Genomic DNA, 15,604 nt, shown 5'->3' with positions numbered 1-15,604 from the left:
TTGGCACGAAAACTGATTACGGTTTTCAGTGAAAATTGATTCAACAATCACGCGGCCATGAGCCTGTACCTGAACGATTCGGAGCGCCTGTCCTTGGCGCTGTTTACCTAACCCTGATCGAGGATTCGCACCATGTATAAAGACTATCCGGCCGCTTACCAAGTCAGCAAAGGTTCAGCGCTGCAGGTAGACACGGCGTTCTATGAGCGCATTCGTGACCACGCCGATAAACGCACGTTGATCGAACAGTTTGAAGTGCCGATTCGCACGGGCAGGGCGTGGAAGGTGCCGGCCGGGCATGTGTTCCGCGTCACTACCCCGGTGGGCCCGCAGGTGGGTGACTTCAACGTGTGGAACGCGAATGACCCGCGCGAGCGGCTATGGGCGGCGCGCACGCGGCAGTTGCAAGGCGCGCATGTCAGCACCCACGACCGGTTGTGGTCGAACCTGCCGTTTTTGCGGCCTTTGGTGACGATTACCGATGACAGCCTGTCGGGGTACGGTATCGATGAGCACGGCGGGCGCTTGCACGATTTGCTCGGCACGCGCTGCGACCCCTATGTAAACCGCATGCTGACTGGCGAAGACTTCCATCACCATTGCCATTCAAACTTGACTCGGGCGGTGCTGCCGCATGGCCTGACCGAATTCGATGTGCATGACGTGCTGAACATCTTCCAATGCACCGGCCTGAATCATGACGACATGTACTTCATGAAAGCTTGCCCGGCGCAGAAGGGCGACTACCTGGAATTTTTTGCCGAGATTGATCTGCTCTGCGCGCTGTCGACGTGCCCTGGTGGGGATTTGTCGCTGCCGATGTGGGGGCCGGACGCGCAAGACCCGCTGACGGTGTGTCGTCCGCTCGGTGTCGAGATTTATCGGTTGGAGGGTGAGTTACTGCAGGGCTGGAGCTCGCCTGAGCGTGCTGCCTACAACGGGCAGCACGGCTTGCAGATTGCCAAGGCGGAATGGGAGTCAGCGTAACTAGCGGTTTTGCGCGTCGTTGGCGTCGGCCTGAGCATTGCGCTCGGCCACACGCTTGCGCTGCTCATCGGTCAGTTCAACCTTGTTGGCGCTGTCGCGCAGCATTAACAGGCCACCGACAATCGAACCGATCGCGACCACTAAAATCAACCAGGCATACCACGGCATAGGGCTCTCCTTGGAGCAGCAAACCGTGGGAGAATTTCCCACGGTCATTGCTGCTTTGAGCAACGGGCTTTATGAGTAGTTCAGTGTAGCTCCGTTCTGCCCCGATACGCTTATTGCCCGGTCAACATCGCATCCGCCGGTGCGTCGGCGCGGTCTTGCGCGGTCAACTGGAAGTAGATGAACCCCACTGCCATAAAGCCCAGGAAGATCAGCCCGATCAGCGCGTTGAACCAGGCCATGGCCACCAGGCACACCACCGCCAACACCAGCGCGATGCCTGGCACGATCGGGTAGCCCGGCGCACGAAAGGTACGTTCCAGCAGCGGTTCGGTCTTGCGCAGTTTAAACAGGCTGAGCATGCTCATGATGTACATCACGATGGCGCCGAACACCGCCATGGTGATCATCGCAGCGGTCAACGTCATACCGCCCAGGTTGATCAGGCCGTCGCTGTAGATGGCCGCGATGCCGACCACGCCACCGGCGATGATTGCCCGGTGCGGTGTTTGAAAACGCGACAGTTTGGCCAGGAAAGCCGGCAGGTAACCGGCGCGCGCGAGGGCGAAGAACTGGCGCGAGTAGCCCAGGATGATCCCGTGGAAGCTCGCCACCAGCCCGAACAGGCCGATCCACACCAACATGTGCAGCCAGCCGGAGCTGTCACCCACGACGGTTTTCATCGCTTGCGGCAACGGGTCGTTGATGTTCGACAGGGTGCGCCAGTCGCCCACGCCGCCGGCAAAAAACATCACCCCCATGGCCAGCACTACCAGGGTCAGGATGCCGCTGATGTAGGCTTTTGGAATCGTGCGCTTGGGGTCTTTGGCTTCTTCGGCGGCCATGGCGGCGCCTTCAATGGCGAGGAAGAACCAGATGGCAAACGGAATCGCGGCGAACATCCCGGCAATCGCCGGCGCGCCAAAGGTGTCGGAACCGGCCCAGCCATTCATGGCAAAGTTGCTGAAGCTGAACGCTGGCGCGACCACGCCCATAAACACCAGCAGTTCGGCGACGGCGAGTACGCACACCACCAGTTCGAAAGTGGCCGCGAGTTTTACCCCAAGAATATTCAGGCCCATAAACACGATGTAGGCACCGACGGCCGCGTGTTTCGGGTCGAGTGCCGGAAACTGCACGTTGAGGTAAGCGCCGATGGCCAAGGCGATCGCCGGCGGGGCGAATACAAATTCGATCAAGGTGGCCAGCCCGGCGATCAAACCGCCTTTCTCGCCAAAGGCGCGGCGGCTGTAGGCAAAGGGTCCGCCGGCATGGGGAATCGCAGTTGTCAGTTCGGTGAAACTGAATATAAAGCAGGTGTACATCGCGGCGACCATCAACGAGGTCACCAAAAAGCCCAGCGTACCGGCGACGCCCCAGCCGTAGCTCCAGCCAAAGTACTCGCCGGAAATCACCAGCCCTACAGCAATGCCCCACAAATGCAGGGTGCCCAAGGTAGGTTTGAGTTGTGTGTTCATTGTGTTGCTCTCCCTGAACGGTTCGGAATGATTCAAGGTGTTGCAGCGGCCATGCCAGCCTGAGAATCATTGTCGTAAAGCCGCACGGGTGTCGTTTGGGGAATGGTTTGGCGTTTGAACGTCGCTGAAGGCGCACCAGATAAGTGCGAGGGTGCCTTGACTGGCGCCATCGGGAGCAAGCCCCCTCCCAGATGTGACTGGGTTGTTATGACCAGCACTGATCATCATGTGGGAGGGGGCTTGCTCCCGATGAGGCCCACCCAGCCACCACAAACCCAACTGTAAACCCGGCATAAACCCACTCTTTACGCCGTCTTTACGCCCCACCCACACCCTCGCTCTCGTTCCTTTACACCACTCCTGCCGACAATTGACCCACACGCGGCAACCGCCGCAAAACGGGGAAACTTCCATGAGCGTTCTGGACGGGGTGTCACTGCTATTGGCCGTGGCGCTGTTCATTTATCTGCTGGTTGCGCTGTTACGCGCGGATCGGAACTAGGAGCAGGCTATGCACAGTTATGACTATTGGCTGATCATCGCCTTCTTTGCCGTGGTGCTGGTGCCGGCACCGTTTCTGGGGCGGTTCTACTACAACGTGATGGAAGGTCAGCGCACCTGGCTTACGCCGGTGTTCGGCCCCGTCGAGCGCGCGTGTTATCGCCTGTCGGGCGTGGATGAACATCAGGAACAGAGCTGGCAGAAATACGCGCTGGCGTTGCTGGTGTTCAACCTCGCAGGGTTTGTGCTGTTGTTCGCGATCCTGTTGTTCCAGGACTATCTGCCACTGAACCCGCAGAAATTGCCCGGCCAGGAATGGACGCTGGCCTTCAATACCGCGATCAGTTTCATGACCAACACCAACTGGCAGTCCTACAGCGGTGAGGCGTCCCTGAGCTACCTCAGCCAGATGGTCGGCCTGACCGTGCAGAACTTCGTCAGCGCGGCCACGGGCCTCGCCGTACTGGTCGCCTTGTGCCGTGGCATCGGTCGCAAGTCGACCCAGACCTTGGGCAACTTCTGGGTCGACATGACCCGCGCCACCCTCTACGGCCTGCTGCCGTTGTGCCTGGTGTTGGCCTTGTTCCTGGTGTGGCAGGGCGTGCCACAAACCTTCGCGCATTATGTGAATGCGGTGACCCTGCAAGGTGTTGATCAGGTGATCCCGCTCGGTCCTGCGGCCAGCCAGATAGCAATCAAGCAACTGGGCACCAATGGCGGCGGCTTCTTCGGCGTCAACTCGGCGCATCCGTTCGAAAACCCGACTGCGTGGGCCAACCTGTTTGAGCTGGGCGCGATTATTCTGATCCCGGTGGCGCTGGTGTTTACCTTCGGCCACTACGTGAAAGACCTGCGCCAGAGTCGGGCTATCCTCGGTTGCATGCTGGCACTGTTCCTGATCGGCGGCGCCACCTCGCTGTGGGCCGAATACCAACCCAACCCGACCCTGAACAACCCGGCCGTCGAGCAAACCGCACCGCTGGAAGGTAAAGAGGCGCGCTTCGGCACCACCGCCACCGTGCTCTGGTCAGTGACCACCACCGCAGCATCGAACGGCTCGGTCAACGGTATGCACGACAGCCTCAACCCCCTGAGCGGGATGGTGGCATTGGTCAACATGATGGTCGGCGAAGTGATCTTCGGCGGCGTCGGCGCCGGCATGTACGGCATGTTGCTTAACGTGTTGATCGCAGTGTTCCTCGCCGGTTTGATGATCGGCCGCACCCCGGAATACCTCGGCAAAAAGCTACAGGCCAAGGAAGTGCAATTGCTCGTGGTGACGTTGCTGGTGATGCCGGTGGGCACGCTGGTGCTCGGCGCTATTGCCGCCAGCCTGCCTGGCCCGGCGGGTGCGATCAGCAACCCTGGCCCGCACGGCTTCAGCCAGTTGCTCTATGCCTACACCTCGGCCAGTGCCAACAACGGCTCGGCGTTCGGCGGTTTCAGTGCCAACACCGCGTTCCACAACCTGATGTTGAGCCTGTCGATGTTGCTTGGCCGCTTTGGCTACATCCTCCCGGTGCTGGCCCTGGCCGGCAGCCTGGCGATGAAGAAGACCGCACCGATCGGCCAGAACAGCTTCCCGACCCATGGCGCGCTGTTCGTGACCCTGTTGACCGTGACCATTTTGCTGGTGGGCGGCCTGACTTTCCTGCCAACGCTGGCGCTGGGCCCCATCGCTGAACACTTGAGCATGGGCTTCTGAAGGGGGATATGAAAATGAATATGCCTGCAAAAAATGCTGCCCCGGTGAAAACCCAGGACCCGCAAAAAACTTCGATTTCCGCCCTGTGGCGCCCGGCGCTGGGCCAGGCGTTCGTCAAGCTGGACCCGCGCCAACTGCAACGCTCGCCGTGATGCTGGTGGTCGAACTGACCGCCATCCTCACCACCGTGCTGTGCTTTGTGCCCGACACTGCTGTACCGACCTTTGTGGCCGTGCAAATTGCCGTGTGGTTGTGGTTTACCGTGTTGTTTGCCAACTTTGCCGAAGCCTTGGCTGAAGGTCGCGGCAAGGCCCGCGCCGACAGCCTCAAGGCTGGCAGCGAAGGCCTCAGTGCACGCCGCAAAGAGGCCGATGGCAGCTTCAAAGTCGTGCCCGCCACCAGCCTGCGTAAAGGTGACGTAGTGCGCGTGGTCGTCGGGGAAATGATCCCCGGTGACGGCGAGGTCGTCGAAGGCATCGCGGCCGTCAACGAGGCCGCGATTACCGGCGAATCCGCACCGGTGATCCGCGAGTCCGGCGGCGACCGTTCGGCCGTCACCGGCAACACGCGCCTGGTCTCGGACTGGTTGTTGATCCGCATCACCGCCAACCCCGGCGAGTCGACACTGGACCGTATGATCGCCCTGGTAGAAGGCGCCAAACGCCAGAAAACCCCTAACGAAGTCGCGCTGGATATTCTGCTGATCGGCTTGACCCTGATCTTCCTGTTGGTGGTTGTCACCCTGCAGCCGTTCGCCCACTTCGCCAATGGCAGCTTGCCGCTGGTGTTTCTGGTCGCGCTGCTGGTGACGCTGATTCCGACCACCATTGGCGGCTTGTTGTCGGCCATCGGTATTGCCGGTATGGACCGCCTGGTGCGCCTCAATGTGATCGCCAAGTCGGGCCGTGCGGTGGAAGCGGCGGGCGACGTGCATGTGTTGCTGCTCGACAAAACCGGCACCATCACCTTCGGTAACCGTCGCTGCACAGCGGTGATTGCAGCGCCGGGCGTGAGTGGCCGCGAGTTGGCCGAAGGCGCGCTGTTGGCCTCGCTGGCGGACGACACGGCGGAAGGTAAATCCATTGTCGAATACCTGCGCAGCCAACACCCGCAGGCCGAGCCTGCCGTGGAGCAACTGACCTCGGTGCCGTTCAGTGCCGAAACGCGCCTGTCCGGCGTCGACTACCAGGGCCGGGTGTTCCGCAAAGGCGCGGTCGATTCGCTGCTGGCGTTTATCGGCCAACAGCGCCGCGACCTGCTGCCGGCGCTCTCACGCGAAATCGACAAAATCGCGCAGAGCGGCGGCACCCCATTGCTGGTGTGCGCCGATGGCAAGTTGCTCGGTGCGATCCACTTGAAAGACGTGGTCAAGCCGGGCATTCGTGAGCGCTTCGCCGAGCTGCGCAAACTCGGGATTCGCACGGTGATGGTCACCGGCGACAACCCGCTGACCGCGGCCGCGATTGCTGCCGAAGCCGGTGTGGATGACGTGTTGGCCGAAGCCACGCCGGAGAAAAAACTCGCGCGCATTCGCCACGAGCAGAACGACGGCCGCCTGGTTGCGATGTGCGGCGACGGCGCCAACGACGCCCCGGCACTGGCCCAGGCCGACGTCGGCATGGCGATGAACGACGGCACGCAAGCGGCGCGCGAAGCCGCCAACATGGTCGACCTCGACAGCGACCCGACCAAACTGCTGGACGTGGTGCAAATCGGTAAGGAATTGCTGGTCACGCGTGGCGCGCTGACAACGTTTTCGATCGCCAACGACGTGGCCAAATACTTTGCGATTCTGCCGGCGCTGTTCGCCTCGATCTACCCGCAATTGGGTGTGCTCAACGTGATGCACTTGCAGAGCCCGCAAAGCGCGATTCTGTCGGCCATCGTGTTTAACGCGCTGATCATCGTGGTGCTGATTCCGCTGGCGCTGCGCGGTGTGCGCGTGCAGGCCGCGAGCGCGGCGGCGTTGCTGCGGCGCAACCTGCTGATCTATGGCTTGGGCGGGCTTCTGGTGCCGTTCGTGGGCATCAAGGCCATCGACATGTTGCTGACTGCGCTGCACCTGGTGTGACCCGAATCCTGTGGGCGCCAGGCCGGTGCCCACAGGTTGCAATGACCGAATTGAGGAACCTGAAATGTCCAACATGATCCGCCCGGCCCTGAGCCTGCTGGTTCTCATGAGCCTGATTACCGGCGTCGCGTACCCATTGGTGGTCACCGGCGTCGCCCAAGTCGCTTTCCCGGACCAGGCCAACGGCAGCCTGGTGCACGACGCCGAGGGCAAAGTGCGCGGCTCGCGTTTGATCGCCCAGGATTTTACCGGTGACAACTGGTTTCACCCGCGCCCCTCGGCCGGCGCGTTTGCGACGGTTTCCAGCAGTGCGAGTAACTTGAGCCCAAGCAACCCGGCACTGGCGACGCGTATTATCGAAGATGCCAACAAGCAACGCGTGCCAGGCCAGGGGCCGGTGCCTTTGGCCTTGCTGACTACCTCCGGCAGCGGTCTTGATCCACACTTGCCACCACCGGCGATTGCCTATCAACTGGCGCGGGTGGCGGCAGCGCGCAATGTGCCGGTGGCTACATTGCAGCGCCTGCTCGATGAACACACCGAGAGCCCGCTGGTGGGGCCGCCGGTCGTCAACGTGCTGGCGTTGAACATGGCGCTGGAAAAGTTATAGGCCGTGATGTCGCCATCGCGAGCAAGCCCGCTCCCGCCGGTGGAATGCATTTCACCGGTGAGAGACTCGACATAAACACGTGAAGGATGCCCAACGCATGAGCGACTCCGGCCGCGCCGATGCCCTGTTAGCCGACCTGCCACGCGATGGCCGTGGCCGGCTCAAAGTGTTCCTCGGCGCTGCGCCGGGTGTGGGCAAGACCTACGCGATGCTCCAGGCCGCCCACACGCAACTGCGCCAGGGCGTGCGGCTGATCGCAGGGGTGGTCGAAACCCACGGCCGCGCCGAGACCGAAGCCTTGCTCAGCGGCTTGCCGCAGCAACCGTTATTGCGCAGCGAATACCGCGGTGTGATGCTTGAAGAAATGGACCTCGACGGCCTGCTCGCGGCCAAGCCCAAGTTGGTGTTGGTCGACGAGTTGGCGCACAGCAACGCGCCGGGCAGCCGGCATGAAAAGCGTTGGCAAGACATCCAGGAACTGCTCGCCGCTGGCATCAACGTGTTTACCACGGTCAATGTGCAGCACCTCGAAAGCCTGAATGATCAAGTGCGCGGTATCACTGGCGTGCAGGTGCGTGAAACCCTGCCGGACTGGGTGCTGCAAGAAGCCGATGAACTGCTGCTGATCGATTTGCCGTCGCGTGAGCTGCTGGAGCGCCTGCGCGACGGCAAGGTCTATGTGCCGGAACAGGCGCGCGCCGCCATCGACGCGTTTTTCACCCAGACCAACCTGATGGCCCTGCGTGAGCTGGCGATGCAAACCGCCGCCGCCCATGTCGACGACGATTTGGCCCAAGGCTATCGCCAACTCGGCCAGGCCGCGCCAGCGGTGCGCGGCCGCTTGCTGGTCGGTGTGGACGGCGATGCGCAAGCCGAACGGCTGGTGCGTCACGCCAGCCGCGTGGCCCAGCGTCGGCATTTGCCGTGGAGCCTGGTGCATATCGATAACGGCAGCGCGCGCGATGAGCAATCGCGCCTGCGCCTGCAAAATGCCCAGCAACTGGCCGAGCGGCTCGGCGGCGAAGTGGTGTTGCTGCGCGCGGGCGAGGTGGCGAAGACGCTGATCCAGCATGCCGCTGAACGCCGCGCCAGCCTGCTGTTGGTCGGCAGTCGCGCATGCGCTGGCGCCGCCGTTTGTTCGGCGGCGGGTTGGCGGCGCGCTTGCTGCGCAATGCACGCGGCCTGGAAATCAACGTCCTCGACAGCGACGACATGCCCGCACCGCCGCGTATGCCGGATGTGCGCGGCCTGGTGTGGTTCGATTACGGCCTGGCGGTGGTGGCAACCGTGGTAGCGGCGGCGGTGGCGTGGGCGGTGGCCAGCGTATTGCCGTTGCCGAATATCTCGCTGGTGTTTCTCGCGGCGGTCTTGCTGGTGGCCGTGCGCAGTAGCCTCGGGCCGTCGCTGGTGTGCGCCGCGCTGTCGTTTTTGGCGTATGACTTTCTGTTTATTCCGCCGAATTTTTCCTTCGCCATCCAGCGCGAAGAAGACGTGTTGACGCTGTTATTTTTCCTGCTGATGGCGGCGCTGACCGGTAACCTGGCCGCGCGCCAGCGTCGGCAGTTGCAAGCGTTGCGCGATACTCAGGAGGAAACCAGCGAACTGCTCGACCTGTCGCGCAAACTCACGGCCGCTACTGACCGTCAGGCGGTGATCAGCGCGGCGGCGCATCATCTGCAAGGCTGGAGCGACCTCGATCTGTGCCTGGTCAATCGTGACGGCCAGGGCGGCTGGAAGGTCGAGACCGGCGCGGCGCTGAACCTCACCGAAGCCGAAAGCGCCGCCGCCGAGTGGGCCTGGCAGCACGATCAACCGGCCGGCATGGGCACCGGCACCTTGCCGTTCGGGCGTTGGTGGTGGTGGCCGTTGTCGGGCGAAGAGGGGCCGCTGGGTTTGCTCGGCGTCAGCCCCAAACCCGGCCTGGAATTGACCGGCCAGCGCCGGCGTTTGCTCACCGCCTTAAGCCAGCCGCTGGCGCAGGCCTTGGCTCGCGCGCAACTGGCGCAGGAGCTGGAGTCGGCGCGCCTGCACGGCGAAACCGAGCAACTGCGCAGCGCCTTGCTGGCCTCGGTGTCGCATGATTTGCGCACACCGTTGACCTCGATGCGCGGCAGCATCGACAGCTTGTTGGCGCTTGGCGAAGCGATCCCGCTGGAGGACCGCCGCGAATTGCTCGAAGGCACCCGCGATGAAGCCGAACGCCTCGATCGTTATATCCAGAACCTGCTCGACATGACGCGACTCGGCCACGGCGCGCTCAAGCTGGCGCGCGACTGGGTCTCGCCGGGCGATATTGTCGGCAGTGCGCTTGGCCGTTTGCGCGCGGTGCTGGCGCCGTTGCAGGTGGCGACGCAAGTGCCTGCGCAATTGCCGTTGCTGTACGTGCACGCCGCGTTGATCGAGCAAGCCTTGGTTAATGTGCTGGAAAACGCCGCGCGGTTTTCGCCGCCCCAAGGGCGTTTACAGGTGAGTGCCGGGGTGGCCGATGACCAGGTATTTTTCGCGGTGGCCGATGAGGGGCCAGGGATTCCCGAAGACGAGCGCGCAAAAATTTTCGATATGTTCTACACCGCCGCGCGCGGTGATCGGGGCGGGCAGGGCACCGGCCTCGGCCTGGCGATTTGTCAGGGCATGGTCGGCGCGCACGGTGGGCATATCAGCGTCGCCGAGGGCATTGAAGGGCGGGGCACCTGCATCAGCTTATTCCTGCCCTTGCCAACCCAGCCTGGCCTGGAGCGCGAGCCTTGAGCTACCCTGTTTTCTACACGCATTTTGATGGGGCACCATGAGCCAGACTGCGACGATTTTAGTCATCGACGACGAGCCGCAAATTCGCAAATTCTTGCGCATCAGCCTGGCCTCCCAAGGCTACAAAGTCATCGAGGCCGGCACCGGCAACGAAGGCCTGGCCCAGGCCGCCTTGAGCAAACCGGATTTGCTGGTGCTCGACCTTGGCCTGCCCGACATGGACGGCCAGCAAGTGCTGCGCGAATTTCGCGAGTGGTCGACGGTGCCGGTATTGGTGCTGTCGGTGCGCGCCAGTGAAGGGCAGAAAGTTGAAGCGCTGGACGGCGGCGCCAATGACTACGTGACCAAACCCTTCGGCATCCAGGAGTTTCTCGCGCGTGTTCGCGCGTTGCTGCGCCAGGCGCCGACGGGCGAGGCCCAGGAAGCGGCGTTGAGTTTTGGCCCATTGACGGTCGACCTCGCCTATCGCCGGGTGCTGCTCGACGGCGCCGAAGTGGCGCTGACTCGCAAGGAATACGCCGTGCTGGCGCAACTGGCGCGACACCCCGGCCGAGTGATTACCCAGCAGCAATTGCTCAAAGACATCTGGGGGCCGACCCACACCGAAGACAGCCATTACCTGCGCATCGTGGTGGGCCACCTGCGCCAGAAGCTCGCGGATGATCCCACGCAACCACGGTTTATCGTGACCGAGCCTGGGGTTGGCTATCGGTTGTTGAATGCCTGAGTGCGTCGGCGCCTGGGTTGGCCTCATCGCGAGCAAGCCCGCTCCCACAGTTGACTGAGTTCCAACTATGGAATGCGCTCGAATGTGGGAGCGGGCTTGCTCGCGACGAGGCCATCAGCCCCACCCGCAAACTCAGCCCTGCTCACGCTCATACCGATCCAGCGTATCACTGGCAATTTCGCGCCCCAGCGCGATCAACTCCGGCGCCTTGTAAAACTCGAAAAACCGGCACACCCGCTTCGGCACGTTGATCAGCACATCCGGCGGGTAACCGGCGATTTTGTACTGCGCCAGCGAGGTTTGCATCACCTCAAAACTCTGGTTGATCAGGTCCAGCAACGACGCCGGGCCGACGTTATCGATGATGAACGAACCGGTGGCCGACTTCGGTGCCCCGGGCTTTTCCGGCGCGGCGGCGGGCTGCTGGATTTGTGGCTCGGCCGAGTCCAGCCACGGGTTGAACTCGGCGGCCTGAGCGTGCAATGCCTCTTGTTCGAGCTTCATCAATTGCTCGGCTTGTTTACGGCGAAACGGCAGGTGTGAACCCAATGATTTCGCCAGGCTGTTAAAGCGGCTCTTGAACGCTGGCGGACGTTGGATCACCGGCAGTTGGTAGTGCTTTTGATGGGTGGCGTTGAGGTTGACCGCGATGATCAAATCGCAATGGCTCGACACCACCGGCACGATCGGCAAAGGGTTGAGCAGGCCGCCGTCCACCAGCATGCGGTTGCCTTGCATCACCGGCGTGAACAAGCTGGGAATTGCCGCCGAAGCCCGCATGGCCTGGTGCAGGCAGCCTTCCTGAAACCAGATTTCCTGCTGGTTGGTCAGGTCGTGGCCACGGCGGTGTAGGGAATGCGCAGCGCTTCAATGTTGATCTCGCCGACGATCTTGCGGATCTGTCCGAAGACTTTTTCGCCGCGAATCGCGCCCAGCCGAAAACTCACGTCGACCAGGCGCAGCACATCCAGGTAATCCAGGCTTTCGATCCAGTTTCGATACTCGTCGAGTTTGCCGGCGGCGTAGATCCCGCCCACCACGGCGCCCATCGAGCAACCGGCGATACAGGCGATGTCGTAGCCGCGCCGTTCGAGCTCTTCGATCACGCCGATATGGGCATAGCCCCGGGCACCACCGGAGCCCAGCACCAAGGCAACACGTTTCTTCATGGTCCAGTCCTTCGCAAGGCAGACGCCCACAATGCACCCTTTAAGGGGGCCGCTTCAATCTTCGTCGGCGACTGCAATATTTTTCCAGGATTACGCCGGTGCTCGGGTATGCTTTGGCTATAAGCGCTTTTGATTTGAGGCTGCGTACAAGGCACTTTTCGGTGTAGGCAACGTCTACACGCTACGACAATTTTTGTTAATTTGAGGTGTCATCGATGAAAGCCTGGATGTGTGTGCCTGTGATCATGTTGGCCCTGGCGGGTTGTGCCGGGAAAACCGCATACCGTGACAGCTGTGGCACGCAATTGGACGCGGCGTGGCATGAACTGGACCTGGCCAAGGCCGAAGGTTTCGCCGGTACCGTGAGCTACTCCAAGGCCCTGTCGCTGTTGACCGGCGCCAAGACCCAGCAGCAATTCGAAGCCTTTGAAGGCTGCTCCAACAAGGCCGAGAAAGCCCGCTTCTATATTCGTGAGTCGCGCGCCGGGCGCTAAATTTCATCGTCGGGGGAACCGCAATGTCAGCGTTGGTTGATCAGTTAGTCGCTCAGGTCATTGGCCTGGAAGTAGGGTTACTGAGCTGCCAGGCTCGGCTCGGCGCCGTCACCGACGATGAAGCCCTGCATGATCTGCGCACCACCGTGCGCGCTTGCGTAGCCTGTTGCGGCCTTTGCGTGGCTTGCCCGGTGTTGAACAGCTTGAAGTCTCGGCGCGCGCGGTCGGCCAATTGACCACGCCGCTGCGCGACCGCGAGGTGCTGGCGGCGTACCTGCACGCGCAGGGCCATCACGCTGCCGCCGACCGGCGCCAGCGCTTCCAACCCGATGCCTATCGCCACGTTGCGCAAAGCGCGGAACTGGCGCATCTGTTGTTGATTCTCGATGCATTCCCACGCTTTATTCGCGCCTCTGAACACCAGAAATTGCTCAAGGGCTTACGCACGCGCATCAAGAAGCGTCTGACTAAACAAGCGCAAAAACTCGCTGAAGCCTTGCAGGAAGAAGGCCATGATCGCCACCGCCTGCGGCTGCTGATCAAGCGAGTGCGCTACGCCGCCGAGGCCTACCCGGAACTGGACAAGCTGCCTGCTGACGCAACGTCGCAGCTGAAAAAAGCCCAAGGTGTGTTGGGCGATTGGCACGATTGCTGGCAGTGGTTGGCGCAGGCCGAGCACCAGCCAGACTTGCAGCCGTGCGTTGCGGTATGGCATCGCACCATGGCCAAGGCTGAAGGCCGAGCGGATCGGGTGCTCGACAAACTCAGCGCGGATTTTTTCTAGCCCGGTCCGGTTTTTGGCCGGAATAGGCGCTGTACCGGATTGACCTGATGGTTAAGATCCTCGCATCGGTATTCTTCTGTGAGGTCGCCATGCGCTTTAGTGATTTACTCGACGCCGCCCGTCGCAACCCGTTGGACGTGACCATCCCCGCCGACTGGGCGCAGGGCCGCGCGACCTTTGGTGGCCTGGTTGCCGCGTTGCAATACGAAGCCTTGCGCGCCCAAGTGCCGGCAGAGCGCCCTTTGCGCTCGATGGCCGTGACCTTTGTAGGCCCCGTTGCGCCGCAGGTGCCGGCCAGTTACCAGGTTGAAGTGCTGCGCGAAGGCAAGGCCGTCAGCCAGTTGCTCGGCCGCGTGGTGCAGAGCGGCGAAGTGGCGACGCTGGTACAGGCCAGCTTTGGCTCGGCGCGTGAGTCGCAGATCGTGGTTGCCGGCGAGGCACCGCCCACCTTCAAACATTGGGACGAATGCCAGGAATTGCCCTATATCAAGGACGTCACGCCGGAGTTCATGCGGCACCTGGCAATGCGCTGGAGTGTCGGCGGGCTACCGTTTACCGGCAACAAATCACGCGAGATGGGCGGTTGGGTGCGCCTGCGTGGGGATGTTAAGGAAGAACCGCTGAGCGTGTCGCATATTCTTGCACTGGTAGACGCCTGGCCCCCGGCCTTGCTGCCTCACCTGACTCAACCGGCGCCAGGCAGCACACTGACCTGGACCGTCGAATTCATCCAGCCGCAGCCAAACCTGACCACCCTCGACTGGTGCCAGTACCACGTCAACATCGAACACGCCCGCGACGGCTATGGCCATGCCGCCGCCGCACTGTGGAGCCCGACCGGCGAACTGATCGCGATCAGCCGCCAGACCGTGGTGGTGTTCGCCTGACCCTAATGGCTAAACCTCCAAACGGTCGTTGGTTGATTCCAGACGATGGCCCTGACGCTGCAACGCCAGACCCGCCAGCAGGCCGACAACGCCGACGGCAAAACTCGCCAGGCTTGGGCTGAATGCCGCAGACACAATCAACAGAAACCCGATGATAATCAGCGGCACGGCAATCAGTTGCAGCGCCAGATTAGTCGGGTGCTGGTGACTTTGCGGGTAGGTACGCCATTGCCAGGCGGGGAGATTAGGATGACGTTTGCCCATGATGGTGAATCCTCTGTCCGGTAAAACAACTCGTTGGGCAGAGTTTAGGCGGCGGGTGAGCGGGGCGGCGAATTGGCGTTGGCTATGGGGCTCATAGGTATCGTTCTGTGGACCCTATCTCATTTTTACGGAACCTCGTCCGACCGGTTTTAATCCTCTGGTTCAGGGCCGTTCATATAGGCGGATGGGCCAGACAGTGTTAACCACTTACTCTTGAGTTCAACGGATGCTGATTTCGATTTTGCAGTGAAAAAAAAGTAGCCGTCCTCCTCTTCTATTTTTACGCTGAAAAGTTCTTTGCAAGGGAGGTTTACTATTTGTAGGTTGCTTACTTCGAAGCAGGTCAGCCCAATTCTGCACGTGTTGTAACCTTCGTCTTTCCATTTTTCGGGCAAACGATCAGGGAATTCGGGTATGTCAAAGCCAATACCGAAGAGCGGTTGATCATTTTCTAGACGTAATGTGTGTATAAGGATTTCACCGATTTCTATGGGTTGGCTGAAAATTTTGTTAAAGAAAATGGTTCCGTCAAGATCATTCCAATATTTCATTTTTTATCCTTGAAGGAGTAGTGATCTTTCGTTCCAGGGACGTTGCCGGTGCGCGGTGCCTCAAGAGGGCGTAAATTAAAGTGGGCTCCTTGATCACCTATTCTGTTTTTATCTCCGAATTTATGTCCGGCCGAATGGTCTTGGATCAATATCATGGAACCGTCGGCTTTCGTATATTGATACACCCGCGTACTGATTGGTCTTCCTGAACTATTTAAAATGCTCCGGTCATTTATATCTGACATATGCACTTTGCTGTATTGTTTTTTCAATCCTGAGTCCGAGTCTGTTAACACGTCGGGCTGTTGAGACATGGGTATGCTTGCATCTCTCTTCGCTTCTCTAAACGCCCCTTTACGCGAGACATCAGGAGTATCCGGTGCAGCGCGCGAAGCGCAGGTTGGGGTTTTCTTTCCTGAACCCGGGCAATTAGCGTTCAGCCCCAGCGGATCAACCCACCCCG

The 15,604-nt window shown here is 61.1% G+C and carries 11 protein-coding genes and 5 pseudogenes; 10 read left to right on the top strand and 6 right to left on the bottom strand.

Features of this window, described 5'->3' with window-relative positions; all coding sequences use genetic code 11:
- Positions 1–132 precede the first annotated feature (132 nt).
- On the top strand, positions 133–987 hold the full coding sequence (locus F0169_RS20075; RefSeq protein WP_152747435.1) for an urea carboxylase-associated family protein: 855 nt from the start codon (positions 133–135) through the stop codon (positions 985–987).
- Here the strand turns inward: F0169_RS20075 and F0169_RS20070 are convergent, their stop codons facing one another.
- Together F0169_RS20070 and eat are read right to left on the bottom strand one after the other, a co-directional pair.
- Complete coding sequence (locus F0169_RS20070; protein WP_082649030.1) at positions 988–1,155, bottom strand: DUF2897 family protein; 168 nt, start codon at positions 1,153–1,155, stop codon at positions 988–990.
- Positions 1,156–1,265: 110 nt separating this feature from the next.
- Positions 1,266–2,630 (bottom strand): ethanolamine permease, encoded by a 1,365-nt coding sequence (gene eat, locus F0169_RS20065; RefSeq protein ID WP_122250468.1) that lies wholly within the window; start codon positions 2,628–2,630, stop codon positions 1,266–1,268.
- Positions 2,631–3,042: 412 nt separating this feature from the next.
- Here eat and kdpF point away from each other — a divergent pair, with 412 nt between their 5' ends.
- The 6 genes and pseudogenes from kdpF (at position 3,043) to F0169_RS20035 (ending at position 10,992) form a co-directional block, all read left to right on the top strand.
- The gene (gene kdpF / locus F0169_RS20060) at positions 3,043–3,132 is read left to right on the top strand and encodes a K(+)-transporting ATPase subunit F (RefSeq protein WP_003218754.1); all 90 of its coding nucleotides are present in this window, start codon (positions 3,043–3,045) and stop codon (positions 3,130–3,132) included.
- A gap of 9 nt (positions 3,133–3,141) precedes the next feature.
- Entirely contained in the window at positions 3,142–4,836 is a 1,695-nt protein-coding gene (gene kdpA / locus F0169_RS20055) for a potassium-transporting ATPase subunit KdpA (protein ID WP_152747434.1), read from the top strand.
- A 14-nt stretch (positions 4,837–4,850) separates the two neighbouring features.
- A pseudogene (gene kdpB, locus F0169_RS20050) lies at positions 4,851–6,907 on the top strand (potassium-transporting ATPase subunit KdpB).
- Positions 6,908–6,971: 64 nt separating this feature from the next.
- Complete coding sequence (gene kdpC / locus F0169_RS20045) at positions 6,972–7,517, top strand: potassium-transporting ATPase subunit KdpC (protein WP_122250470.1); 546 nt, start codon at positions 6,972–6,974, stop codon at positions 7,515–7,517.
- Between the two features lie 97 nt (positions 7,518–7,614).
- Positions 7,615–10,265, top strand: a pseudogene (locus F0169_RS20040) (DUF4118 domain-containing protein).
- Positions 10,266–10,302: 37 nt separating this feature from the next.
- A complete protein-coding gene (locus F0169_RS20035; RefSeq protein ID WP_058412911.1) occupies positions 10,303–10,992 on the top strand; it encodes a response regulator in 690 nt (229 codons plus the stop codon).
- A 132-nt stretch (positions 10,993–11,124) separates the two neighbouring features.
- Here the strand turns inward: F0169_RS20035 and F0169_RS20030 are convergent.
- Positions 11,125–12,161, bottom strand: a pseudogene (locus F0169_RS20030) (patatin-like phospholipase family protein).
- Between the two features lie 215 nt (positions 12,162–12,376).
- Here F0169_RS20030 and F0169_RS20025 point away from each other — a divergent pair.
- The 3 genes and pseudogenes from F0169_RS20025 (at position 12,377) to F0169_RS20015 (ending at position 14,326) form a co-directional block, all read left to right on the top strand.
- Complete coding sequence (locus F0169_RS20025; RefSeq protein ID WP_058412909.1) at positions 12,377–12,655, top strand: hypothetical protein; 279 nt, start codon at positions 12,377–12,379, stop codon at positions 12,653–12,655.
- Between the two features lie 23 nt (positions 12,656–12,678).
- Positions 12,679–13,439 (top strand): annotated as a pseudogene (locus F0169_RS20020) (CHAD domain-containing protein).
- Positions 13,440–13,528: 89 nt separating this feature from the next.
- Positions 13,529–14,326 (top strand): acyl-CoA thioesterase, encoded by a 798-nt coding sequence (locus F0169_RS20015; protein ID WP_152747455.1) that lies wholly within the window; start codon positions 13,529–13,531, stop codon positions 14,324–14,326.
- A gap of 33 nt (positions 14,327–14,359) precedes the next feature.
- Here F0169_RS20015 and F0169_RS20010 read toward each other — a convergent pair.
- The 3 genes and pseudogenes from F0169_RS20010 to F0169_RS27940 form a co-directional block, all read right to left on the bottom strand.
- Positions 14,360–14,590: pseudogene (locus tag F0169_RS20010) on the bottom strand (DUF962 domain-containing protein); the annotation flags it as partial.
- Positions 14,591–14,739: 149 nt separating this feature from the next.
- A complete protein-coding gene (locus tag F0169_RS20005; protein WP_152747432.1) occupies positions 14,740–15,141 on the bottom strand; it encodes an Imm50 family immunity protein in 402 nt (133 codons plus the stop codon).
- The coding region (locus F0169_RS27940) for an HNH/endonuclease VII fold putative polymorphic toxin (protein ID WP_241679148.1) at positions 15,138–15,604 on the bottom strand (467 nt) is incomplete at its 5' end. The genes F0169_RS27940 and F0169_RS20005, both read right to left, overlap by 4 nt.

This window comes from Pseudomonas kitaguniensis (assembly GCF_009296165.1).
GTDB lineage: Bacteria > Pseudomonadota > Gammaproteobacteria > Pseudomonadales > Pseudomonadaceae > Aquipseudomonas > Aquipseudomonas kitaguniensis.
This window is presented reverse-complemented; position numbering and strand designations above follow the sequence as displayed.